The organism is Sulfitobacter sp. DSM 110093, assembly GCF_022788715.1.
GTDB lineage: Bacteria > Pseudomonadota > Alphaproteobacteria > Rhodobacterales > Rhodobacteraceae > Sulfitobacter.
Map to the genome: position 1 here is coordinate 1 of NZ_CP085170.1, position 23,177 is coordinate 23,177.

21 protein-coding genes are annotated in these 23,177 nt (G+C 60.2%); 13 read left to right on the forward strand and 8 right to left on the reverse strand.

Going from position 1 to position 23,177, the window contains the following annotated elements; genetic code table 11:
* The 4 genes from repA to DSM110093_RS19515 all read left to right on the forward strand — a co-directional run bounded on the left by repA (position 1) and on the right by DSM110093_RS19515 (position 5,614).
* Positions 1-1,176, forward strand: coding sequence for a plasmid partitioning protein RepA (gene repA / locus DSM110093_RS19500; protein WP_243268314.1), 1,176 nt, complete (start codon positions 1-3; stop codon positions 1,174-1,176).
* Positions 1,176-2,174, forward strand: coding sequence for a plasmid partitioning protein RepB (repB, locus tag DSM110093_RS19505; protein WP_243268315.1), 999 nt, complete (start codon positions 1,176-1,178; stop codon positions 2,172-2,174). The genes repA and repB overlap by 1 nt, the downstream gene beginning before the upstream one ends.
* A 178-nt stretch (positions 2,175-2,352) precedes the next feature.
* Complete coding sequence (gene repC, locus DSM110093_RS19510; protein ID WP_243268316.1) at positions 2,353-3,504, forward strand: plasmid replication protein RepC; 1,152 nt, start codon at positions 2,353-2,355, stop codon at positions 3,502-3,504.
* Between the two features lie 142 nt (positions 3,505-3,646).
* Positions 3,647-5,614: a cache domain-containing protein gene (locus DSM110093_RS19515; RefSeq protein WP_243268317.1), complete on the forward strand. Its 1,968-nt coding sequence runs from the start codon at positions 3,647-3,649 to the stop codon at positions 5,612-5,614.
* A 29-nt stretch (positions 5,615-5,643) separates the two neighbouring features.
* Here DSM110093_RS19515 and DSM110093_RS19520 read toward each other — a convergent pair whose 3' ends face one another.
* The 5 genes from DSM110093_RS19520 to DSM110093_RS19540 all read right to left on the reverse strand — a co-directional run bounded on the left by DSM110093_RS19520 (position 5,644) and on the right by DSM110093_RS19540 (position 10,304).
* Positions 5,644-6,696, reverse strand: coding sequence for a M20/M25/M40 family metallo-hydrolase (locus tag DSM110093_RS19520; RefSeq protein WP_243268318.1), 1,053 nt, complete (start codon positions 6,694-6,696; stop codon positions 5,644-5,646).
* 84 nt (positions 6,697-6,780) lie between these two features.
* On the reverse strand, positions 6,781-8,094 hold the full coding sequence (locus tag DSM110093_RS19525; protein ID WP_243268319.1) for a TRAP transporter large permease: 1,314 nt from the start codon (positions 8,092-8,094) through the stop codon (positions 6,781-6,783).
* On the reverse strand, positions 8,091-8,594 hold the full coding sequence (locus tag DSM110093_RS19530) for a TRAP transporter small permease subunit (RefSeq protein WP_243268320.1): 504 nt from the start codon (positions 8,592-8,594) through the stop codon (positions 8,091-8,093). Before DSM110093_RS19530 ends, DSM110093_RS19525 begins: the two co-directional genes overlap by 4 nt.
* Positions 8,595-8,652: 58 nt before the next feature.
* Entirely contained in the window at positions 8,653-9,672 is a 1,020-nt protein-coding gene (locus tag DSM110093_RS19535; RefSeq protein ID WP_243268321.1) for a TRAP transporter substrate-binding protein, read from the reverse strand.
* 137 nt (positions 9,673-9,809) lie between these two features.
* Complete coding sequence (locus DSM110093_RS19540) at positions 9,810-10,304, reverse strand: MarR family transcriptional regulator (protein ID WP_243268323.1); 495 nt, start codon at positions 10,302-10,304, stop codon at positions 9,810-9,812.
* 137 nt (positions 10,305-10,441) lie between these two features.
* On the opposite strand from DSM110093_RS19540, the gene DSM110093_RS19545 reads away from it, so the two are divergent.
* Genes DSM110093_RS19545 through DSM110093_RS19580 form a run of 8 tightly spaced genes read left to right on the forward strand, consistent with a single transcriptional unit; the run spans position 10,442 to position 18,747 of the window.
* Complete coding sequence (locus tag DSM110093_RS19545) at positions 10,442-11,392, forward strand: 2Fe-2S iron-sulfur cluster-binding protein (RefSeq protein ID WP_243268324.1); 951 nt, start codon at positions 10,442-10,444, stop codon at positions 11,390-11,392.
* 11 nt (positions 11,393-11,403) lie between these two features.
* Positions 11,404-12,738 carry an aromatic ring-hydroxylating dioxygenase subunit alpha gene (locus tag DSM110093_RS19550; protein WP_243268326.1) on the forward strand — a complete coding sequence of 445 codons (1,335 nt, stop codon included), beginning with the start codon at positions 11,404-11,406 and terminating at the stop codon, positions 12,736-12,738.
* The gene (locus DSM110093_RS19555; RefSeq protein ID WP_243268327.1) at positions 12,735-13,214 is read left to right on the forward strand and encodes an aromatic-ring-hydroxylating dioxygenase subunit beta; all 480 of its coding nucleotides are present in this window, start codon (positions 12,735-12,737) and stop codon (positions 13,212-13,214) included. Before DSM110093_RS19550 ends, DSM110093_RS19555 begins: the two co-directional genes overlap by 4 nt.
* On the forward strand, positions 13,211-14,836 hold the full coding sequence (locus tag DSM110093_RS19560) for an AMP-binding protein (RefSeq protein WP_243268329.1): 1,626 nt from the start codon (positions 13,211-13,213) through the stop codon (positions 14,834-14,836). Before DSM110093_RS19555 ends, DSM110093_RS19560 begins: the two co-directional genes overlap by 4 nt.
* Complete coding sequence (locus DSM110093_RS19565) at positions 14,833-16,002, forward strand: thiolase family protein (protein ID WP_243268330.1); 1,170 nt, start codon at positions 14,833-14,835, stop codon at positions 16,000-16,002. The genes DSM110093_RS19560 and DSM110093_RS19565 overlap by 4 nt, the downstream gene beginning before the upstream one ends.
* Positions 15,999-17,246, forward strand: coding sequence for an SDR family NAD(P)-dependent oxidoreductase (locus DSM110093_RS19570; RefSeq protein WP_243268332.1), 1,248 nt, complete (start codon positions 15,999-16,001; stop codon positions 17,244-17,246). Before DSM110093_RS19565 ends, DSM110093_RS19570 begins: the two co-directional genes overlap by 4 nt.
* Positions 17,243-18,025, forward strand: coding sequence for a cyclase family protein (locus DSM110093_RS19575; protein ID WP_243268351.1), 783 nt, complete (start codon positions 17,243-17,245; stop codon positions 18,023-18,025). The genes DSM110093_RS19570 and DSM110093_RS19575 overlap by 4 nt, the downstream gene beginning before the upstream one ends.
* Positions 18,022-18,747, forward strand: coding sequence for an SDR family oxidoreductase (locus DSM110093_RS19580; protein WP_243268353.1), 726 nt, complete (start codon positions 18,022-18,024; stop codon positions 18,745-18,747). The genes DSM110093_RS19575 and DSM110093_RS19580 overlap by 4 nt, the downstream gene beginning before the upstream one ends.
* Before the next feature lie 9 nt (positions 18,748-18,756).
* On the opposite strand, the gene DSM110093_RS19585 is transcribed toward DSM110093_RS19580, so the two are convergent.
* Positions 18,757-19,629, reverse strand: coding sequence for an NAD(P)-dependent oxidoreductase (locus tag DSM110093_RS19585; RefSeq protein WP_243268355.1), 873 nt, complete (start codon positions 19,627-19,629; stop codon positions 18,757-18,759).
* Positions 19,630-19,809: 180 nt separating this feature from the next.
* Here DSM110093_RS19585 and DSM110093_RS19590 point away from each other — a divergent pair, with 180 nt between their 5' ends.
* A complete protein-coding gene (locus DSM110093_RS19590) occupies positions 19,810-21,306 on the forward strand; it encodes an aldehyde dehydrogenase family protein (protein ID WP_243268357.1) in 1,497 nt (498 codons plus the stop codon).
* 49 nt (positions 21,307-21,355) lie between these two features.
* On the opposite strand, the gene DSM110093_RS19595 is transcribed toward DSM110093_RS19590, so the two are convergent.
* The gene (locus tag DSM110093_RS19595) at positions 21,356-22,639 is read right to left on the reverse strand and encodes a TRAP transporter large permease (RefSeq protein ID WP_243268358.1); all 1,284 of its coding nucleotides are present in this window, start codon (positions 22,637-22,639) and stop codon (positions 21,356-21,358) included.
* Entirely contained in the window at positions 22,632-23,150 is a 519-nt protein-coding gene (locus tag DSM110093_RS19600; protein ID WP_243268359.1) for a TRAP transporter small permease, read from the reverse strand. The genes DSM110093_RS19595 and DSM110093_RS19600 overlap by 8 nt, the downstream gene beginning before the upstream one ends.
* Positions 23,151-23,177: the final 27 nt, after the last annotated feature.

Here is a 23,177-nt window from a genome sequence, read left to right on the forward strand (position 1 = left end):
GTGGTCGATATAGTACACATCAATACACGGATCCGCCGGAATGCGGAAACGCTTTCCGAGGCGTTGGAAAGCCACATGCTGAAGGTCTTTGCGCCCGATGCACGTAAAGAGCTGCGCCGCTTTTCCGCAGGAGAAGCTGCTGAATTGCTTGGGATTTCCACTAGTTTCCTTCGCAAACTGCATTTCGATGATAAGATCGTTGAGGTGCAAACCAGCCCCGGGGGACGTCGGCACTATAGTGCGGATGATTTGCTAAATATCCGACGGACGTTAGAGGCAACGGCAAAATCTCGCGGTGCCTATCAACGTGGCCGCCGTGAGGGCGATAAGCTGCAAGTATTGTCGTTTTTGAACTTCAAAGGCGGCAGCGGGAAGACCACAAGTGCGATCCACGCAGCGCAGCGTTTGGCGCTTAAAGGGTACCGTGTCCTCTGTGTAGATATCGACCCGCAAGCGTCTCTAACAACGCTATTTGGCTATAGGCCAGAGTATGATTTTCTGAATTCAGGTACAATCTACGATGCCATTCAGTACGACGATCCGGTGCCTTTGGCCGACGTGATTCAGAAGACTTATTTCACCGGTATTGATCTGGCTCCCGGCGGGCTCATGCTTCAGGAATTTGAACACGAAACGCCCCAAGCATTGCTAAACAACACGCAACCTGCTTTTTTTGCGCGCCTTGCTACCTCCCTGCAGGACGTTGAGCAGGACTATGACGTGGTCATCTTCGATTGTCCGCCGCAATTGGGGTATCTGACTATGTCGGCACTCTGCGCCTCTACAGGCGTCTTGATCACTGTTGTACCCAATATGCTTGATGTCGCGTCGATGTCGCAATTTCTGCAAATGAGTGCTGACCTGTTAGATGTCGTCTCTAACGCGGGCGCGAGTATGGAATTTGATTTTCTACGCTTCCTGATCAACCGCTATGAGCCGAATGACGGGCCGCAACAACAGGTTTTATCTTTCCTGCGGCAACTCTTCGACGAAGAAGTCATGGTGGCGCCGATGCTGAAATCTACTGCGATTTCCGATGCAGGGCTCACCCACCAGACGATCTATGAAGTAGATCGGTCGCAGTTTCACCGCACGACATACGATCGCGCGGTAGATTCACTTAATCTTGTCAATGACGAGATCGAAACCATGATCCAGAAAGCATGGGGGCGGTAATGGCACGTAAAGGCATTTTATCCACAGGCCCAGACACCAGTCAGAAGGCTGATAGTAGGCCCAAAAAGCCTACTGTAGAGCCTGCTCAATCCAATCCAAAGGCACGTCTGATGCCTCGGGGCGCAGTCGGAGCGCTTCAGTCCTCTTTGAACCGGATGCAGGAGAATGCAGTTCAGGAGTTGGATGGGGATTTGATCGATATGGCCGGGGTCGAGGACCGGCTAGGGACTGATATACAGGCTCAAAAACAGCTTTTGGATAGCCTCAAAACTTACGGGCAGCAGGTACCTGTTCTTGTCCGACCTCACACCAGAACCGCTGGCCGTTTTGAAATTGTGTATGGGCGTCGGCGATTGCAGGCGTTGAAGTCTCTCGGGTTGCCCGTAAAGGCGATGGTGCGTCAGCTTGATGACCACGCGCTTGTCATGGCCCAGGGTCAGGAGAACACTGCGCGCCAAGACCTGTCTTTCATTGAAAAGGCAAGCTTTGCCGCGCAGTTGGATACAGGCGGACATGATCGGCAGACAATTGCAGACGCGCTGTCAATTGATCTGCCAATGGTCAGTCGGATGCTTAAGGTTGGTCATGCTTTTGATCTGCCCTTCTTACGGCAAGTGGGATCTGCGCCTTCAATTGGCCGGGACCGCTGGATGGCGCTGGTCAAACTTTTCGACGTACCGGAGGCAAGGGCGCGGGCCATTGGCCATATGGAACACTCCGATTGGGGCGGGTTAACATCCGACGAGCGGTTTGAGGCGATCTTTGCCGAAGCAGCGACCCAGCCACAAAAGAAAACTGCCCCCCCTGCCCCATCGGCCAAGCCGCGCACTTTGCGAAATCGTGACGGCAAGGCATTGGCCGATATCCGCAGCGGCAAACGGGGCGTTACCGTCACCGTGCCCGCGCGGGCGGCAGAAGGGTTCGATACATGGCTTGATGCACACGCAGAAGAGCTCATGCAAGAGATTCACGACCGCTGGCAAAAGACCCGCGCGTGAGACATTGAGGAAGTAGCAACAGGAGGCACATCAGGACCACAAAAGAAAAGCCCCCCAAGATAAATCCCGGAAGGCCCTTCTCAAACTTTGCACCTTCGAGATAGCCCCAAAGATTTATCAATGTCAACTCTACCCAATGGGATAGGGCCGGTATTTTGTTGTCTTTCGTGATTTTTACATGGAAAACACGTTCCGAACTGCGTTCGGGCGGCCGGAGAAGGCTTCCCAACTATCATGCGAGGGGCCGGATAAATGGGCACTGCTCGACCGGCTGACAATTGCGGCGGATCGGTTTGAGCTATCGCACCGTACCCTCACCGTATTGAAGGCCTTGTTAACATTTCTGCCGCGCAGGGATATTCCCGATGGGGCTGCTGGTATTGTTTTTGCATCCAACGCCCGGCTTTCCGAACGGTTACATGGGATGCCAGAAAGCACTTTAAGGCGCCATCTCGCACAACTCGTGCGACTTGGCCTAATTGCGCGGCACGACAGCCCTAACCGGAAGCGCTTTGCGCGGAATAGAGGCGGTGCGATTGCCCTCGCCTTTGGTTTCGACCTATCACCGCTTGTGATCCAAGCCGAAATGATTGAGCTGGCGGCACGAGAGGCTGAGGCTGAACATGAGAGGCTGCTGGCTTTGCGTGACAGAATTCTGCTCCTCAGGCATGCTCTGATCCGTCAAGGTGGCGCAGAAGAGATTGCAGAGGAAGTCGGTCGGGTGTTACGGCGCAAGCCCGATGAAACGGCGCTAGCTTCGGTAGAGGGCGCATTGCAAGAAGCGCTTCAAAACAATGCAGATGGCGAAGCGTCCATCGATTATGAAACCGCCTCCCCTGCCCCGGCAACAGAGCAAATGATCGCCAGTGACAGCCAAAATGAGCGGCACATACAGGATTCAATTAAACCCTATTTTGACTCTGAAGAGCTCCATCCGATGCAACCCTCTCAAACGCATACGGCTGACAATGAGAAAACAGAGGTTGCTGAGAATAAGGCTATCACATTGGCGGAAGTAATGGCTGCCTGCACAGAGGTTCGTAGCTTTTTCCCTGAGGCTTTACGCAATTGGACAGACCTTATGCGCATCGGGGATCAAGTTGCGCCTATGCTGGGGATTGACCCACCCGTCCTGAATGAGGCAAAACGGGATATGGGCGCTGAAAGCGCTGCGGTGACCGTTCTTTGTTTGCTGGAGAGGGTCGGAACGATCAGAAGCCCTGGTGCCTATCTACGGCGGCTGACACAAATGGCGCGAGATGGCGCATTTTCTCTTGCCCCCATGCTATCAGCACTGAAAAATCGGCGCGATTGTCAGCTGACAATCTGAAAAGATATTATATTTCATGTGGTTAAGGTAACCTACGTCTGACCAATTAAGATTTTGGCGTTGGTTTCAATGGAATTCGGCCCTTATCCTTCACCATCAGAGGATCCGCAGCTAAGTTGGACAGAGTTTTCCGGGATAGCCCATGACTTCCGTTCGCCTTCGCTTGCTGATTCTTGCTTTGACGCCGCTCATCGTGCTGATGCCCATGCTGCTTATCTTGGGCATGTCGCGCTGGACGGCGGATTACGACAAGGTTCTGATCGCGAATGTCGAAAGCGAACTTAAGATCGCAAGCCAATACCTTTCACGGTTACTTGGGCAGACGGGAAATCAATTGGATGCCGTTGCAAGATCAGTCGAATTTAGCCGCTTGTTGAACCTCCCCGGAGCAGACCAAGTCGCGTTCTTTGCGGACACCCGTGAACGGCTAGGTTTGGATTTCTTGGAATTTCTTCCAATGGAAACCGCAATCGGGGCCGGGGAAAATTGGCCCGTGATCGCGCAAGCCACACGTGGCATCAGCGGTGCAGAGATCGACGTGTTCAGCAATGCACGGCTGGCAACTTTGGATGACGCTTTGGCAGTTCGGGCCAAAGTAACCCTAATCGACACACCCGCAGCCGAGCCCACAAACCGCGAGATTGAGGATCGCGGAATGGTGGTTCACGCAGCAAGCCCGGTTAATTTGTCCGGTACGCAGGGCGTGTTGGTGGGCGGGATGCTTTTGAACCGTAACCTCGATTTTATTGATACGATCAATGATCTCGTTTACGTCAACGCCGTGACCGGGGGGGACCGACAGGGCACTGCCACGCTTTTCCTCGATGATCTACGCATCTCTACCAACGTGCGCCTTTTTGAGGATGTACGCGCCCTTGGCACCCGTGTTTCGGCTGAGGTGCGGGAGGCCGTGTTGATCGACGGGCGGACGTGGCTAGATCGCGCATTTGTGGTGAACGATTGGTATATCTCCGGCTATCAGCCGATCACCGATAGTTTTGGCGAACGGGTAGGAATGCTATATGTCGGCTTCCTCGAAGCGCCCTTTGCGCAGGCCAAACGAGAGGCATTCTGGTGGATGTTGACGGCATTCTTTGCAGTGCTTGCGTTGTCTGCGCCAGTGTTTCTCTGGCTGGCGCGCGGTATCTTTTCACCGCTTGAACGGATGACAAAAGTCATGAACCGCGTTGGCAAGGGAGAACTCTCCGCGCGGATCGGGCGGGTGCCCGCGCGAGATGAGATTGGCGCGGTGGCACATCACCTTGATTGGTTGTTGGAACAGGTCCAAGAGCGCGACCGTCAATTGCGCAGTTGGAATGATGAGTTGAACCAGCGGGTGGATCAGCGCACGGTCGAACTGCGCGAGGCGAACGAGAAATTGGAGCAGACATTCCGGCAGTTGGTGATGAGCGAGAAACTCGCCTCTATCGGCGAAATCACCGCCGGGGTCGCGCATGAGATCAACAACCCGGTCGCGGTGATCATGGGCAACGTCGATGTCATCCGTCAAACATTGGGCGAGAATGCCGGGCCTGTGGCGACAGAGCTTGGGTTGATTGATAGGCAGGTCTCGCGAATTGAAGTGATCGTCGGCAAATTGTTAAAGTTCGCGGCCCCTTCGGAATATTCCGACATTGAACATAATATTTCCCTGCGCCCCTTGGTGCAGGACTGTCTTGTTCTGGTCGATCACCTGATCAATCGCGGCGGGATCGAGGTGGAATGCGTGTTTGAGGACGTGCCAACCGTCCGCGCAGATTCAGGCGAGGTGCAGCAGGTGGTGGTGAACCTCGTGGTCAACGCCGTGCAGGCGATGCAGGGGGCAGGGCGGTTGGAGTTGCACCTGGCACCAGCGGCGCGTGATGGGTTGCTGGGCGTGGCGCTTTCGGTTCACGACAGCGGACCTGGGGTGCCAGAGGATTTGCTGACGTCGCTCTTTGATCCGTTTTTTACCACCAAACCGGGAGAGGGGACGGGCTTGGGCTTGTCGATCTCGCAGACGCTGATTCAGCGGGCCGGGGGGATCATCACGGTCCGCAACCGGGCCAAGGGGGGGGCGGCCTTTACCGTTTGGCTGCCGCAGACTTCGGAGGACGGGGTGGAACCCTGAGCGCAGCATAGCGCTCAGGGGGGAGGGCTTCAGGCGGCTTTGCCGTCGAACCCCTCGAGATAGGCTACAAGGATATCCAGCGCCGCCTGTAGGTCACTTTTAGACACCATTTCAGTCACAGTGTGGATGTAGCGGGTGCCCACCACGATCCCCACAGCCCGCGCGCCTGCGGCGGCTTGTTGTGCGGCGGCGCCGTCTTGTCCGCCAGCAGCAAGCATTGTGCGTTGGAAGGGGATGTCGCGTGCTTCGGCCAGTTTTTCAACCTCATTCACAAGGTCCAAATCTGCGATGAAACTGCTGTCTCGGACGTGCAGGCCAAAGCCTTTGCCAAGTCGGGTTGTCGCCAGATGGTCTGGCACACCGGGGGTGTCGCAGGCCAACGTCGTATCGATGCCAATGCCGATGTCGGGCTGCACCTTATAGGCCGCGGTGCGCGCCCCGCGCAGGCCGACTTCTTCCTGACAGGTGAAGGCCACGTGAATCTCCGCCCCGCGCCCCTTGTCGGCTAGTTTGCGGATCGCCTCGATCCCGAGCCAGCAAGCCACCCGGTTGTCGAGCGCTTTGGACACGAACTGATCGCCCATCCCTAGGAACGGTTCGTCCATTACCACGAAGTCACCGACCTTCACGATATCCTTGGCTTTTTCGCCCAGCCCCAGATCGACGAAGAACTCCGACACTTCGGGGATTTTCTTGCGGTCTTCGGCAGAAGAGATGTGAATGGGCTTGCCGCCGGGGTTCATCACGCCCTTCAGATCGCCTTGATCAGTACAGACCAACACACGGCGCGAGAAGAGGTTGCGCGGATCGAACCCTCCCACCGGCTGAAGGTAAAGGAACCCGTCTTTCGACACATGGCTGACCAGGAATCCGATCTCGTCCATATGGCACAGCAGCATGATGCGCGGGGCTTTGTCGGCACCCGCATCCGCATCACGGCGGCAGAGCAGGGAGCCCATCGCGTCGGTCTCTACGTGGTCGAACAACCCTTCGATCTCGCGGGTGATCAGATCGCGCACACGATGCTCGCGCCCCGGAACGCCGGGGGTTTCGCAAAGGTCTTTGAGTAGGTCGATGTTCATGCTGGCCTCATCCTTGGTGATTTGGCCGCACTATCGCGCCGCGCCCGCCGAAGTGCAAACAGGCGCGGCGGTAGGGTAGGGGGGTTACATTTGTCCCGGTAGGAACAGCACCAGCGCCGGAAAGATCAGCAGCAGGATCAGCCGCAGGATGTCGACCAGCCAGAATGGGGTGACGCCGCGAAAGATTGTCCCGGTCGAGACATCGCCAACCACGCCCTTGAGCACGAAGACGTTCAGACCCACGGGCGGTGTGATCAGGCTGATCTCTGTCACCACGACGACGATGATACCGAACCACACCGGATCAAACCCAAGGCTGGTTACCAGGGGAAAAAAGATCGGAACGGTCAGCAGCAGCATCGACATGCTCTCGAAAATGCAACCAAGCGCGATGTAAATCAAAAGGATCAGCCCCATGACCACCCATGGGCCGAGGTCCAGCGCCGTGACGGTCGCCAGCAGCCCTTCGGGCAGGCCCGCGAGGTTCACGAAGTTTGAGAAAATCCACGCGCCGATCAGCACCGAGAAAAGCGAGGCGGACGTGAGCGTGGTTTCCTCGAGCACCTCACGCAGTCCAGCCCAGCTGAGCCCGCCACGCGCCCAAGCGATCAGGAACGCACCTGCAGCGCCCATACCCGCCGCCTCTGTCGGGGAGAAGGCGAGGTGGATGGGCCAGAAATCAAGCACACCGTAAAGCCCGCCGATCACCAGCGCAAAGAGCGCCAGCACCGACCAAACGTGGTTCAGTGCGCGCAGCCGCTCACCCCATGTGGCGCGGGGGCCAGCGGGGCCTGCCTCGGGGTTCATGGCGACGGAAAAGCGGACCGCGCAGAGGTAGAGCAGGATGCCAAGCGCGCCGGGCACGATGCCCGCGATGAACAGCGCACCGATAGAGGTCTCAGTCAGCAGCCCATAGATGACAAGGATCACCGAAGGCGGGATCAGGATGCCGAGCGTGCCGCCCGCCGCGATGGACGCGGTCGAGAGACTGTCAGAATACCCGTATTTGCGCATCTCAGGCATGGCGACTTTGGACATGGTCGCCGCCGTGGCCAAAGACGATCCACAGATCGCCGCAAAGCCGCCGCAAGCGACGATGGTGGCCATCGCCAAACCGCCCCGAAAGTGGCCCAAAAAGGCGTTGGAGACTTGGTAAAGCTCGCGGCTGATGCCGCCTTTGTTGACGAAGAGCCCCATGAGGATGAACAGCGGGATCACCGACAGCCCATAGTCTTGGCTGGTGTCGATGATCAGCCGCGACACCATAGAGATTGAGGCGCGGTAGCTGGTCTCGTAGACCAGCCCGATCATCCCCACGATGCCCATGGCAAAGGCAATCGGCAGGCGCAGCAGAACAAGGACGAAAACGGCGGCAAAGCCGATGGCAGATGCGATCATGTGGCAGGGTCCAGAAGTTGCGGCGCAAAAAGGCGCAAAAGCCCGCGCAGGATCAGCACGACAGCGGTGAGATAGGTCATCACCGCGATAAACATGCCGATGTAAAAAGTCGGGATTTCAAGGTATTCGGTCACGTCGCCATAGCTCAGCGCGCGATAGGCTAGGTCAACCACTCGCCCGGCAGGAAACCACAGCATCGCGCCACAGGCCAATGTCACTAGCCCGTCACGCCAGCGTTGCAGACCCCAGCTTTCAAACGGGCCATCCAGCAGGTCGGCGGCGATATGTCCTTCGCGGCCCGACAGGACAGGCAAAGCAGAGAAAACGATCAGCGCGATGCCGATGCGGATTAGCTCGGTCGCGGCTTCGATGGGGGCGTTGAAGACCGAGCGCATGATAACGTCGGCAAAGGTCAAGACCATCAGCGCAAACAGCGCAAGCGAGGCCATCGTCATCGGCAGCGCGGCAAGGCTGGTGGTTAGTCGGATTAAACTGCGCATGGCGGTTCCCTAGCTGGGGGCCGGTTGCTTCTGCAACCGGCCCCTTTGGCGGTGGGGGTTACTGGCTGGCGTTCGCCATTTCTTCACGCATCATCTCATAGGCAGCTTGCCCATCAACGCCCGCTTCGTCGAGCTCCGCGATCACCTTGTCACGCACCTTGGCAGCCATCGCGGCAAAGCGGGCCTGATCCTCTTCGGAGGCGGTGACGATCTTGTTGTCGCCTGCTCCCTCAGTGGCTTCGCGCGCATCAACGTCGCTTTGATCCCAGACCGCGCCCATCATGCGGCTTGCGGTTTCGCCAAAGACGTCGCTGTCGAGTTTTTGCTGCACGTCTTCAGGCAAGCCATCAAAGGTCTCTTGGCTCATGATGACCGAGAAAGAGCCGCGATAGAAACCACCGGGCATTTCATAGACGTTCTTGGCGACTTCGTTCAGCCTAAAGCTGATCCGCTCGCCCATGTTCATCGCCACGGCATCTGCGGCACCAGAATCGAGTGTCTCATAGACTTTGGGCGCGGGCACCTGAATACCAACAAGGCCAAGTTCGGCCCCCACATCTGCCGATACACCACCACCAAGTCGAGTCTTCAGACCTTGAAGATCGTCGAGGGTGTTCACTTCCTTATTGGAGTGGATTTGGCCCGGACCATGGGTCGTCAGCGCGATTACCTTAACGCCGCGATGCTCGTCCAAATCGGCCAACATCGCTTCATGCACCCGCCAATGGGCGACCGATGCGGCCTCGGCATTGCCCTCATATCCGGGGATTTCCACCAGCTTGGTGCCGACGAAACGACCGGGCGTGTAGCCATGAAACAGGATCGCGATATCGGCGGCACCGTCCAGCAGCAGGTCCATCTGCGCAGGTGGCGGGGCGAGACCATTTTTCAACTCAGTCTCGATCAGCCCATCGCTGGCTTCGGACATCATATCGGTCAGCTGCGTGAACATGCCGGTGTTGACTGGGTGGCTCGGCGGCAGCCATGTGGAAATGGTCAGCGTCTCGGCAGCAAATGCGCCGGTCGCGGTGCAGAGCGCAAGCGCACTGGTCGTGAAAAACTTGGTGAATTTGGTCATTTTGGGCTCCTCCCCATATCGTTCGATATGCCTCGGCGGGGTTCTCCCAAACCCGTGTCGCCAAGTATATGCTTTTTCATGTATTCACATTTAGAGCACGATTGGAACCGTTTTTTATGGCCAGAGCAAGAGCGTGTTCAACCCTTCTGGTCGGTTGACCCATCCAGCGCCGCAAGCAAAGATTTGAGGGCTGGTTTCAATTGCGCCCCCTCATTGCCCCTGAGCATTTCCATCAAAGCGGCCTCATGACGCCGCGCTTGTGGCACCAGTTCAGCGGCCAGCGCGCGGCCCGCATTAGTCAGATAGACCCGCACGCGACGGCCATCGGCGGGGTCACTGCGGCGGATCAAAAGCCCGCGTTCCTCCATCTGGGCGATGATTCGCGTGAGGCGTGATTGTTCGGCCAGTGCCTGACGCGCCAATTGCGTGATCATCGCGCCATCAGTGTCTGAAAGGCAGGCCAGCACGCGCCATTCCGGCACCCGCAGCCCGGCTTTGCGCACCTGCGCGTGGAACTGGGCGCTCGCCACATCACTGGCCGCCGCCAACAAATAGAGCAGGTAATCGGAGACGAATCCCCCCTCAGGACCCGTGTCTGTGTCAGAGGTTACGTCGGTCTTTTGCTGCGTCACACCTGTTAAGCCTTTGATGGAAAGAGGGCTCCTTGCGCCTCGGCACCCCTAAATGGCGGGCAAATTCGCGCTTGGCAAGAAAACCCTTGACCGAAACTATATGAAAAATCATATTGTTTACCACGGGAGGATGTCACATGTCGAAGATCGATGCCATTGTGCGCGAGGTCACAGCGCTGACCGATCGCATTAGCGAATTCCAGATTGAGGCAGCAGACGGCAGCGCGCTGCCGGCATGGGAGGCGGGCGCGCATGTGCTTTTCGACTTGCCCGACGGCGACACCCGCGCCTATTCCCTAATTGCTTTCGATCTGATTCCCGAGGACCCCAAAAGCTACCGCATCGCAGTCCAGCGTGAGCCTGAGGGCAAGGGCGGTTCCACCCATATGCACGGGCTGAAACCGGGCGCTGCGATCACCTGTGCCGTCCCAAAGAACGACTTTGCCCTGACCCCGGACGCGCCTGCTGTGCTGCTGGCCGGGGGGATTGGCATCACGCCGATGATCTCGATGGCGACGACACTTAAGGTGGCTGGTCAGGCGTTCGACTTTCACTACTCTGGCCGCAGCGCGCCGTTCATGGCCTATCACGATACCCTGCGCGATACCTTCGGCGATGCCTTGTATCTGCATTGTGACGATGACGACAGCGCGCTGGACCTTGATGCGGTGATTGCCTCTGCGGGCGTCGACGCGCATCTCTATGTCTGTGGCCCTAAGGGGCTGATCGAAGCAGTAAAGGCCAAGGCCGAAGCGGCGGGGATCGCAGCAGACCGCATCCATTTTGAGCTCTTCGACGCACCCCAAGACCAGCAGGGCGACAGCGCCTTTGAGGTCGAGTTGGCCTCAAGCGGGGAGGTTTTCACCATCCCCCCCGGCCAATCCATCATCGACGTGCTGGAAGCGGGCGGTGTCGACGTCATGTACGACTGCCAGCGCGGCGATTGCGGCATTTGCCAATGCGACGTGCTCAGCGGCACGCCCGATCACCGCGACGTGGTTCTGTCCGAGGCCGAACGCGCGGCAGGCAATGTCATGCAAATCTGCGTCAGCCGCGCCAAGTCGCCACGTTTAGTACTCGACATCTGAGGGAGGAACTCATGGGACGTTATGACAGCCCGGCGGCACTGGCCGCCCTGGTGCAGCCACATCAGGTGCACCGCGATATCTACACCGACCCGGAGGTGTTCCAGCAAGAGATGATGCACCTATTCGCCAATGCATGGGTCTTTGTCGGCCATGAAAGCCAGACGCCGAACAAGGGCGATTATTTCAGCACCCATATCGGCACTCAGCCGGTCATTCAGGTGCGTCATTCCACCGGCGACATCCATGTGCTGCTGAACCGCTGCCCGCATAAGGGCACGAAAATCGTCATCGACCGGCAGGGCAACACCGGCAAGTTCTTCCGCTGCCCCTATCATGCATGGAGCTTCAAAACTGACGGCTGCCTTTTGGCGATCCCGCTCAAAAAAGGCTACCAAGATACCGGGCTGGAAGAGACAGACAGCGGCAAGGGCATGCGCAGTGTCGGCAATGTGAAGAACTACCGCGGCTTCATCTTTGCCCGCCTCGCGGAAGAGGGCATGAGCTTCGAAGAGTTCTTTGGCGAGAGCCTAACCTCGCTTGATAATATGGTGGACCGCTCCCCCGCCGGACGGCTCGAAGTCGTCGGCCCGCCGCTGCGCTACATGCATCATTGCAACTGGAAGATGCTGGTCGAAAACCAGACCGACACCTGCCACCCGATGGTGGCGCACGAAAGCTCCGCCGGGACGGCGGTGAAGCTCTACGAGGAACTGGGCCTCCCCGAAGGCGCCCCCAAACCCCCCGCGATGGAGATCATCGCCCCCTTCATGTCGCCGTACGAATTTTTCGAAGGCATGGGCATCCGCACTTGGCCAAACGGCCATGGGCACACGGGGGTAAACCACTCTATCCACTCGGATTATTCCGCCATTCCCGGCTATTTCGAGGCGCTCTGCGAAAGCTACGGGGAAGAAAAAGCCAAGGCGATCCTGGACGAAAACCGCCACAACACGGTCTATTTCCCCAACATCATGATCAAAGGCCCGATCCAGCAGCTGCGCGTTTTCATCCCCATCGCGGCGGACCGCACGGTGGTGGAAAGCTACATCTACCGCCTCGTCGACGCCCCGGATGAGCTGACCGCCCGCACCGCGATGTACAACCGCATGATCAACGCGCCGACCTCCATCGTCGGCCACGACGACCTAGAGATGTACGAGCGTGCGCAGGAAGGGCTGATGGTCGACGGGATGGAATGGGTGAACATTCAACGCCTGATCGAGGACGACGAAGACTTCGAGGTGGAGGCGGTCGAAAACGGCACAACCGAACGCCAGATGCGCAACCAATTCCACGCTTGGGTCAAGTTCATGACCATAGGCCAAACAGCGGAGGCTGCGGAATGAGCGTGACCCGCGAAACCCTGATCGACTTCATCTATGACGAAGTGCGCATGTTGGACGAGGGGCGCTATACCGAATGGCTGAACCTCTGGCTGGCGGATGGGCATTACTGGATGCCGCTGGACTATCAGCAGACCGATCCGATCAACGAAACATCGTTGATGTATGAGGATATGTTCATGCTAAAATTGCGCGTCGAACGGCTCAACGGCGCGCGGACCTTCAGCCAAAAGCCCAAAAGCCGCTGCCATCATGTGATCCAGCGTCCCTTCGTGGACGAGATGGACAGGGAGGCGGGGCGCTTCGTCACGACCACCTTCATGCACTATGTTGAGACGCGGCTTGATGAGCAGCAACTGCTCGCCGTCACCGCGCGGCATGAGTTGGCCATGGTCGATGGCGCGCTGCGGATTGCCAACAAACGGGTCGATATCGTCAATTGCGATGCGGCCTTTCGCAACATTCAGTTGCTGCCATGATCGCGCCAGAGATCGCAACGGTTTACGCGGCCTTTCAGGACACCGCCGCGCGGCATCCCAACCGCGCCTTTCTCAATGTCTTGCCAGAAACGGCGGAAATCTACGGCATCGCGGCGGGAGAGGTGACCTACGCCGAAGCCGCGCGCGAAGTCGCTGCTCTGCGGGAGGACATCAGGGGCGCAGGCTACCTACCCGGCCAGCGGGTCATGCTGCTGATGGAGAACCGCCCGGCGTTTTTCCTTTGGTGGCTGGCGCTGAACGGTCTGGGTCTGTCGGTCGTGCCGGTGAACCCCGATTTGCGCACGGCAGAGCTCAGCTATATGATCGACCACGCCGAGCCTGTCTTGGCCGTGGCGATCCCTTCACGTAGCGATGATCTGCGCGCGGCAGCGCGGCAAGCGGGGCGCGACATGCCGGTGATTGCACCGGGCGATTCACTCCCATCGCCGGTTACGTTCACGGCCATCGCGGCGCGTAATGGCGGCGCGGAGGACGCGGAAGCCGCACTTCTCTACACCTCCGGCACCACGGGCCAGCCCAAAGGCTGCATCCTCACCAACACCTATTTCCTCGACGCCGGGCGGTGGTACGCCGACACGGGCGGGCTCTGCGCACTGTCGCAAGACGGCGAGCGCATGATCACGCCCCTGCCGATCTTCCATATGAACGCGATGGCCTATTCCTTTATGGCGATGATTGCCGTGGGCGGCTGCCTGACCGCGCTTGATCGGTTCCATCCGCGCAGCTGGTGGGCCTCGGTCCGCGCCTCAAGGGCGACCTGCCTGCACTATCTCGGCGTGATGCCGTCGATGCTGATGGGGGCTGACGAAGACGAAGCAGACCGCGATCACGCCCTGCGTTTCGGTTTCGGCGCAGGGGTCGACCCGAAACTCCACGCCGCGTTTGAGGCACGCTTTGGCTTTCCGTTGGTGGAGGCGTGGGCCATGACCGAAACCGGGGCAGGCGCCGTGATCTGCGCCAACCGCACACCCCGCAGGGTGGGCGAAAGCTGCCTTGGTGCGCCCGAGGATGGGCTGGATGTGCGGCTAATCGATGATGCCGGGCAAGACGCGGAACAGGGCGAACTGCTGGTGCGCCGCGCGGGCAGCGACCCCCGGCGCGGGTTTTTCGCGGGCTATTTCAAAAATCCCCAAGCCACCGATGAAGCATGGCAAGGCGGCTGGTTCCACACCGGAGACATCGTGCGCCGCGCACCGGATGGGGCGATGTTCTTTGTCGACCGCAAGAAAAACGTCATCCGCCGCTCGGGCGAAAACATCGCGGCGGTGGAGGTAGAATCGACCCTAATGCGGCATCCCGCCGTGGCCAGCGCCGCCGTCGCCGCCGTGCCTGACGCGGTGCGCGGGGATGAGGTCTTTGCCTGTATCGTCGCGAAAGACGCAGGCGCTGATCCTGCCGACTTGGCGCAGGAAATCACCCGATGGTGCCTCAACCAACTTGCCTATTACAAAGCCCCCGGCTTCATAGCCTTTGTCGAGACGCTGCCCCTGACCGCCACCCAAAAACTCCAACGCGGGGTGTTGAAAACGCTGGCCGCCGACCTGCTCGACGACCCCGCCACGCAAGACATGCGCAGGCTGAAGAAACGGACAGCGGCATGAGGCGTCAGGGCTATGACGGTGTGGTGCTCGCGGCACCCACCTCGGTTCCCTACGCGCGCTACAGCAACGAGACGGCGCATTGGTGGATTGCCCGCGCCCTGCGCGAGATGCTGGGCAAGGCCAAGATCGCGCCCAGTGAGTTGGACGGGTTCTCGGTCTCCAGCTTCTCGCTCGCGCCAGACACGCCAGTCGGGCTGACCCAGCATCTGGGGCTTTCCCCGCGCTGGCTTGATACTGTGCCCACAGGCGGCGCCAGCGGGGTGATCGCGCTGCGCCGTGCGGCGCGGGCGGTGCAAGCGGGCGATGTGGACGTGGTCGCCTGCGTGGCGGGGGACGCGAACCGGATCGATAGCTTTCGCAGCCTGCTTAGCGGCTTTTCGCGCTTTTCGATGGATGCGACTTTTCCCTATGGGTTCGGCGGCCCCAACGCGAGTTTCGCCCTGCTGATGGACCGCTACATGCAGGAATACGGCGCCACGCGAGAGGACTTTGGCCATATTGCGGTGTCGCAACGCGCGAACGCCGGGCACTACCCCACTGCACTGATGAAGACCCCGCTGACCCTCGACCAATACCTCGACGCGCGAATGATCTCAGACCCCATCGCGCTTTTCGATTGCGTCATGCCCTGCGCCGGGGCCGAGGCGTTTGTGGTCATGCGCGAGGACGAGGCCCTGCGCCGCAACCTCCCCTTCGCCAAAATCAGCGGCACGATTGAACGGCACAACGCCTATCCCGAAGACCCGATGCAACTGCGCGGCGGCTGGGGCATGGATATTGGGGAGCTCTATGACATGGCGGGTCATGGCCCGGAGGGCGTCGACCTGCTGCAGACCTATGACGATTACCCGGTGATCTCGATGATGCAGTTCGAAGACCTCGGGTTCTGCGCGAAGGGCGAAGGGGCGGAATTTGCCCGACAGCGTGATCTGACGATCAATGGTGATTTCCCGCACAACACTTCGGGTGGGCAATTGTCGGTGGGTCAAGCGGGGGCGGCGGGTGGTTATCTGGGGCTGGTCGAGGCGATCCGGCAGGTGACTGGGCAGGCCGAAGGCACACAGGTAGCAAACGCCCGACGGGCGCTGGTCTCGGGCTTTGGGATGATCAATTATGACCGGGGCGTCTGTTCGGCGGCGGCGATCATCGAAGGGGGCGGGGCATGACCGAACCATTGATGCCGCCCCAAAAGAAGAACCCGCAAAAGCGCAGCACGGTCCCGACCCTGCCACCTGCCCAACGGTCCCGCGCGGCGCTTGGGCTGGCGATTGCCGCAGGGCGCGGGCAGTTCGCCCTCCAGCACTGCGCGGATTGCGGCGCGGTGCAATATCCTCCGCGTGATGCCTGCGGCAAATGCCTGTCAGTGAAGCTTGAGTGGCGCGAGACTGAACCGGCGGGCGAGGTGCTGGCCGAAACGACGATCCGGGTCTCGCCCGACCCTTACTTCCGCGAACGTCTGCCATGGCGCATTGGCACGGTGCAACTCACCGCGGGGCCGGTTGCGGTGTGCCATCTGCACGGCGATGTCGGGCGTGGGGATCACGTCTGTCTGGCGCTCAAATTGGACCGGGCTGGGCAGGGGGTCATGGTGGCCCTGCCGCGAGAGGGAAGCGAGTTTATGCAAGATGATCCAACGCTGCGCGCAATGTCGAGCGACCCGAAACACCGGCGGGTGCTGATCACCGATGCTCGCTCTCCCTTGGCGCTGCCGCTGACCCAAGCGCTTTTGAAAGCTGGTGCGGCGCAGGTCTTTCTGGGCGAGCCGGAGCATTGGCGGCGGTGGGAAGGGCGCGCGGGGTTCGACGGAATGGAAAACGTCAGCCTCATGCCGCTCGACGTGACCGACACCGCCTCGGTCTCGCGCCTCGCGGCAGAGATTGGCGGCAAGGTCGATATCCTGATCAACTCGGCACAGTTCATCCGCCCCGGCGGAGTGTTGGGCAATGATACGATCTTTGCCCGCGAGGGGATGGAGACCAATATGCTCGGCCTGATGCGACTGGCGCAGGGCTTTGGCCCGGCGATGGCGTCGCGCACGGCGGACGGTGTGAACTCGGGAGTGGCTTGGGTGAACATCCTGTCGACGGGGGCCTTGGCGCCCGAGGCAGGGTTCGGCGGGTTCGATGCCTCGCAGGCAGCGGCGCGGTCGCTCAGCCAGACGCTGCGGGCGGAATTTGCCGGGTCCGGCCTGCGGGTGATGAATGTCTACACCGGCCCGGTAGACGATGAATGGCACCAACCCCTGCCGCCGCCCAAAGTCGCCCCCCGCGCGCTGGCGCGGATAGTGGTGCGCGGGCTGGTCGATGGGTTGGAAGAGGTCGCCTGCGGTGACGTGGCCAAGGATGCTCTGTCCCGCTGGCTGGAGGATCCGGCACTGATGGAACGTGAGATGCGGGGGAGCGGCGCATGAGCGATGCAATCACAGCACTGGCCGATGCGCTGGCAAGCGGCGCGGCACGGGTCGTCGATCTGACGCACCGGCTTGATCCCGATTTCCCCGTCATCGTGCTGCCGCCCGAGTTCGGCCAATGCGCGCGGTTCCGGATGGAGGAAGTCTCGGCCTATGATCATCGCGGCCCGGCGTGGAAGTGGCATAACCTCACGCTGAACGAACACACTGGCACCCATTTCGACGCGCCGATTCACTGGGTCTCGGGCAAGGACGTGGCAAACGGCGCGGTGGATGAAATCCCGCCCGAGGCCTTCATCGGCCCGGTCGTGGTGATTGATTGCTCCGTCGGCGCAGGTCAGGACGACGACTTTGAACTGACGCCCGAGATCATCCGCGATTGGGAGGCCAAACACGGCGCGATCCCAGCAGACGTTTGGGTGCTGATGCGCACCGATTGGTCAAAGCGCAGAGGCGCGGACTACCTCAACATGCGCGAGGACGGCGCCCATTCGCCCGGCCCCACACCCGCCGCGATCGCCCTTCTATTGGAGCGCGGCATTCGCGGCTTTGGCACCGAGACCGTCGGCACCGACGCGGGGCAGGGGATGCACTACGACCCGCCCTTCCCGGCGCACTACCTGCTGCACGGGGCGGGCAAATACGGGCTGCAATGCCTGTGCAACCTCGACCAACTACCGCCCACCGGGGCCATGCTGATCGCTCCGCCGCTCAAGATCAAAGGCGGCACCGGCAGCCCCCTGCGGGTGCTGGCGCTGATACCGGGAGAGAGACCATGAGCAATTACACCGCCGTCATCACCGGGGGCAGCAAGGGCATCGGCGCCGATCTGGCGCAGCGTCTGCTGGAGCGCGGCTATCGCGTCGTCTCTATTGCGCGGGGCAAGCCGGAATGGGAGGCAGAAGGATGTGAGCATATCGAAGCCGACCTGCTGGACCCCGCCTCCGTCGCTGCCGTGGCAGCCGATATCGCCGCACGCTATGACGTGACGCATCTGGTGCATAACGCCGGTTTGATTTGGCCCAGTCTGATCGAAAAGGCCAAGCCCGAAGACATCACCGGCCTTGCGCAACTGCACCTAGGCTCGGCCCTGACGCTGCTGCAAGCCTTCCTGCCCGCCATGAAGGATCGCGGCTTTGGCCGGATGATGTTCAACGCCTCGCGCGCCGCCTTGGGCGCCCCGACGCGCACGGCCTATTCGGCGTCCAAAGCGGGGATGATCGGCATGGCCCGCACATGGGCGCTGGAGCTTGCACCGCATGGGATCACCGTCAACGTCGTGGCCCCCGGCCCGGTGCAGACAGATAATTTCTGGGGCATCATCCCGAAAGAAAGCGAACGCGAAGCAGAGCTTGCCAAACGCATCCCGGTAGGCCGGTTGGGGCAAGTCGAGGACGTGACCAATGCCTTCCTGTTCTTTTGCGATCCGGCCAATGGTTTCGTCACCGGCCAGACGCTTTTCGTCTGTGGCGGGTCGAGCATCGGGACGCTGACGCTCTGACCCTCGGGCTTACCCCTTGCGGAAATGCTGCACCAATTCGGGGACATAGGCATCGCCCGCGCCCTTCTCGACGACTTTGGACAAAGCACCATAAACCCCATCGGCAATCTTAACCTGCGCACCGGCTTGGGCGGACATCTGCCGGTAATAGTCGAAATCCTTCAGTGCGTTGCTGATCGCAAAGGGCAACGCCTCGCGGTCGCCGCTGACGATGAAAGGCGACAGCCGATCAAGTGCGACACTGGCACCGCCGCCCCCAGCCAAGACATCCACGAGGCTCTGAGGATCAATGCCCGCGTCAGCCGATTGCGCGGCGGCTTCGGCGAGCAGGGACATGAACCCCACCGAGACGTAATTGTGCAGCAGTTTCAGACGGTGGCCTGCGCTGACCTCACCCACATGTTTGACCTCTTCGGTGAAGGAGGCGAGGACGGGAGAGACCTTTTCAACAACCGCCGCGTCGCCCCCGACCAGCAAGTTCAACTTCCCCTCATGGGCGAATTGCGCGGTCCGGGTCATTGGCGCGTCAACGAAACCGCCCCCCGCCGCTTTGACCGCTTCGGCCATCTTCAGCGTCGAGGCGGGCAGGGAGGTGGAGCAATCGACCACAACCGCGCCGGGCTTTAGCCCCGCGATCACGCCGCCCTCGCCTGTCAGGATCGCTTCGACCTGCGGGGAGCCGGTGACGCAGAGGATGATCACATCTGAGGCCGCCGCGAGGTCCGATAGGCTGTCGAAGGCTGTTGCCCCAAGCCCGTCCAGCTCATCTGTGGGCTGATTGCCGGGATGGTCGAAATAGCCAAGCGCAAAACCTCCGCGCCGCATCACGTTGCGGGCAATTCCGTGGCCCATCAGGCCGACACCGATCATACCGATTTTCATGGATTTCCCTTCGCTTGCCACCGCCGCTTTTGCGCGCGGTTCCCTTGGGGCAAGTTCTACCGCGCGGCTCGCCACGGCGCAACGCGGGTGGGGCGGATTTTCTCGGCCAAACAGGGCTTTGTATATTTGAAACCGACACAACGGTTGATAGGAATGGCGCATTGATTGAATGAGGCTAATATGACTTTGACCTTCGACCCCCACCAGATCGCCGAGACCCTCTATCACGGGCAATTCTGTCCGATGTTCATTGACGGCGAAGACGTGCCCGCGCTCTCGGGTGAGGTGCTGAACGTGGTCGATCCCGCCTCGGGGCGGGCGCTGGCGACAGTCCCTCGCGGCGGGCCCGAAGATGTCGACGCTGCGGTCGCTGCCGCGCGTCGGGCATTCGAGGGGGAGTGGTCGAAATTCACGCCATACGACCGGCAAGAGGTGCTTTTGCGCATTGCTGACGTGATGGAGCGCGATTGGGAAAAACTCTGCGTGTCGGACACCGCCGACATGGGTCTGCCGCTGGTGCGGACCATGGGCAACAAGCGTCGGGTAATCGGGATGCTGCGGTTCTATGCGGGGCAAGCGGTGGCGCTGCATGGCGATGTGATCGAGAACTCGGTCTCGCAATCGATGTTCTCTTTCACAACGCGCGAGCCGGTCGGCGTGGTCGGCGCGATCATCCCTTGGAACGCGCCCACGGCGGCGTCGATCTGGAAAATCGCGCCTGCCTTGGCGACGGGCTGCACCGTGGTATTGAAGCCCTCCGAAGATGCGCCGCTGACCCCCTTGATGCTCGCGAAGTTGATGCAAGAGGCGGGCGTGCCCGATGGGGTGGTCAACGTGGTCACCGGCACGGGCCGCGAAGCAGGCGCGCGTCTTGCGGAGCATCCGGACGTCAACAAAGTGGTCTTCACCGGTTCGACTGCCACGGGCAAGACCATCGCCCGCGCTGGCGTTGAAAACCTCAAGCGGATCACATTGGAACTGGGAGGGAAATCTCCGCTGATCATCTGCAAAGACGCAGATATCGATAAGGCGGTGCCGGTGGCGGCGATGGCGGTCTACGCGCATTCGGGGCAGATCTGCATCGCAGGTTCGCGGCTGTTCGTGGCGCGGGAAATTCAGGATGAGTTCATCGAGAAGCTCGCCGCCTTCGCACGCGGGCTGAAGATCGGGCACGGTTTGGATGAGGGCACTGACCTTGGCCCGCTGATCAACCGCGTGCAGACTGAAAAGGTCGAGGGCTATATCGCTGCGGGCAAGGCGGAAGGCGCCCGGCTGGTCACGGGTGGGGCGCGACCCGAAGGGGAGGGCTATGACGGTGGTAACTTCCTAGAACCGGTGATCTTTGCCGATGTGACCGACGACATGACCATCGCGCGGGAGGAGATTTTCGGCCCCGTGATCTCGGTCCTGCCCTTCGACACGATGGAAGAGGTGACCGCGCGCGCAAATGCTACGCCCTATGGGCTGGCGGCGGGCATCTTTACCCGCGATCTAAGCACGGCGCATCGCACGGTGAAGCGCCTAAAAGCAGGCTCGGTCTGGGTAAACATGTACCACGCGATCGACCCGGCGGTGCCGTTCGGCGGGCTCAAGATGTCGGGCTATGGCAAGGAAGGTGGTGTAGAGCACCTGCAGGCGTATTTGGATACCAAGGCGGTTTGGATTCAGACCGAGTAGGGAAACGCGGACGGGAACGCCGCCCGGACTGATGCCGGGCGGCAAACTGTTAAAAACCGCTGACCTTCGGCAGCCACGTCGAAATTGCTGGCACGAAAGTCAGCAGCATCAACACGACAAAATTCGCCAGAAAGAACGGCGGCATCTCACGGATCAGCGCCGCAGGGCGCAGGTTTACCGCCGAAGATACCACGAAGATCAGGCTTCCCACCGGCGGCGTCGTCAGGCCGAGTGTCAGGTTCACGATCACCACAATCGCAAAATGATCCGGCGCGATGCCAAGCGCATGGCTGATGGGAGCCAAGATCGGCACCAAGATCATCACCCCCGGCAGCGGATCCATGAACAGCCCGAACAGCAGCAACAGCACATTGACCGCCAAGAGAAACAGGATCGGCGACAGCTCCCATGCGATGATCGTCTCAGCCAGAAACTGCGGCACGCCTTCGATCACCAGCACCCATGCAAAGGCCCGCGCCGCCCCGAGGATGAGCAGCACCGCCGAAGAGATCAGCGCGGCGCGCAGGATCAGCCCCGGCAGATCCCGCAGGCGCAGCGCGCGGTAGACGAAAAACCCGCAAAAAAGTGCATAGAAGACCGCGATGACCGAGGCTTCGGTCGGCGTAAAAATACCGCCCCGGATGCCGCCGACGATTAGCACGATCAGCCCAAGCGCTGGCAGCGCCATGAATGTATTGCGCCACATCTGCGCCCGCTCGGGGCGTGCATCTGCGCTCCGATAGTCGCGTTTCCAACTGACCCACCCGTTGGCCGCGAGGCTCCCTAAAGCGAGCAACAGCCCCGGAATGACACCGGCCATAAATAGCGACCCGACCGAGACTTCCTGATCCTGCAAGGCATAGATGATCATCACAATGGACGGCGGAATGATAGGCCCAACCACAGCCGATGAAATCGTAAGCGCCCCGGCGTAGGAGCGGTCATAACCGCCTTTTTCCATCATGCGGATCATCATCGCCCCGGGTCCCGCCGCATCGGCCAGCGCCGAGCCGGAGATGCCCGCGAACATGGTGGAGGAGATCACATTGGCATAGCCCAGCCCCCCGCGCAGATGGCCCACAAATTGTGCCGCAAAGCGCAAAAGCGTGTGGGTGATCGCGCCGCCAGTCATGATCTCGGCGGCGAGGATGAAGAAGGGCACCGCCAAAAGCGGGAAACTGTCGAGGCCGGAAAACATCTCTTTGACAACGACGATCTGCGGATAGGAACTGCCCAAGCCAATTGCCGCAAAAACCGAAATCGCCATGGCAAAGGCCACGGGCAAGCCCAGCACCATCAGCACGAAAAGCGAGATGAAGAGGATCTCAGCCATTGGCGGCTCCCGGCATGTTTTCGGTCTGACCTTCCGGCTGGTGATAGTGACCCGCCATGATGAAAGGCCGCGCGATCAGCAACAGATGTACGATCAGCAACGTGAACCCAACGGGCATGGCGGCATAAACATAGCGGAACGACAGGCGCATCGCCGGGGTCATCTGATACTGCGCGCGCTGCATATAGTCCCAGCCGACTTTGACCATGAAGGCGAAAAAGAACAGCAAAATTAAAATGATGACCCCGCGCAGGATGCGCTGCATCCGGGTGTTCATCACGTCGTGCAGATTGGTGATGGCCACATGGCCGCCCTGACGCAGGGCAAGGCCAGCCCCCAGAAAGGCCATCCAGATCATCAAGTAACGGGCGGATTCATCGGACCACGACAGCGAATGATTGGTGCTGAACCGTAGGGCGACATTGGCCCCCACGACCAAGACCATCCCCGTCAGACAGGCGATCACCACTGCGGCGTTCACCTTAACGAATAGCTGTTCCAATCTGCGCATGGTTTCCCTCCCGTGCAAAACGGCCGG

Coding starts and splice junctions, on each gene's coding strand:
- DSM110093_RS19575 (WP_243268351.1), top strand. CDS start 17,243: ATGAGCGATGCAATCACAGCACTGGCCGATGCGCTGGCAAGCGGCGCG.
- repB (WP_243268315.1), top strand. CDS start 1,176: ATGGCACGTAAAGGCATTTTATCCACAGGCCCAGACACCAGTCAGAAG.
- DSM110093_RS19545 (WP_243268324.1), top strand. CDS start 10,442: ATGTCGAAGATCGATGCCATTGTGCGCGAGGTCACAGCGCTGACCGAT.
- DSM110093_RS19570 (WP_243268332.1), top strand. CDS start 15,999: ATGACCGAACCATTGATGCCGCCCCAAAAGAAGAACCCGCAAAAGCGC.
- DSM110093_RS19595 (WP_243268358.1), bottom strand. CDS start 22,639: ATGGCTGAGATCCTCTTCATCTCGCTTTTCGTGCTGATGGTGCTGGGC.
- DSM110093_RS19535 (WP_243268321.1), bottom strand. CDS start 9,672: ATGACCAAATTCACCAAGTTTTTCACGACCAGTGCGCTTGCGCTCTGC.
- DSM110093_RS19560 (WP_243268329.1), top strand. CDS start 13,211: ATGATCGCGCCAGAGATCGCAACGGTTTACGCGGCCTTTCAGGACACC.
- DSM110093_RS19585 (WP_243268355.1), bottom strand. CDS start 19,629: ATGAAAATCGGTATGATCGGTGTCGGCCTGATGGGCCACGGAATTGCC.
- DSM110093_RS19600 (WP_243268359.1), bottom strand. CDS start 23,150: ATGCGCAGATTGGAACAGCTATTCGTTAAGGTGAACGCCGCAGTGGTG.
- DSM110093_RS19555 (WP_243268327.1), top strand. CDS start 12,735: ATGAGCGTGACCCGCGAAACCCTGATCGACTTCATCTATGACGAAGTG.
- DSM110093_RS19530 (WP_243268320.1), bottom strand. CDS start 8,594: ATGCGCAGTTTAATCCGACTAACCACCAGCCTTGCCGCGCTGCCGATG.
- DSM110093_RS19580 (WP_243268353.1), top strand. CDS start 18,022: ATGAGCAATTACACCGCCGTCATCACCGGGGGCAGCAAGGGCATCGGC.
- DSM110093_RS19520 (WP_243268318.1), bottom strand. CDS start 6,696: ATGAACATCGACCTACTCAAAGACCTTTGCGAAACCCCCGGCGTTCCG.
- DSM110093_RS19515 (WP_243268317.1), top strand. CDS start 3,647: ATGACTTCCGTTCGCCTTCGCTTGCTGATTCTTGCTTTGACGCCGCTC.
- DSM110093_RS19525 (WP_243268319.1), bottom strand. CDS start 8,094: ATGATCGCATCTGCCATCGGCTTTGCCGCCGTTTTCGTCCTTGTTCTG.
- DSM110093_RS19590 (WP_243268357.1), top strand. CDS start 19,810: ATGACTTTGACCTTCGACCCCCACCAGATCGCCGAGACCCTCTATCAC.
- DSM110093_RS19550 (WP_243268326.1), top strand. CDS start 11,404: ATGGGACGTTATGACAGCCCGGCGGCACTGGCCGCCCTGGTGCAGCCA.
- repC (WP_243268316.1), top strand. CDS start 2,353: ATGGAAAACACGTTCCGAACTGCGTTCGGGCGGCCGGAGAAGGCTTCC.
- DSM110093_RS19565 (WP_243268330.1), top strand. CDS start 14,833: ATGAGGCGTCAGGGCTATGACGGTGTGGTGCTCGCGGCACCCACCTCG.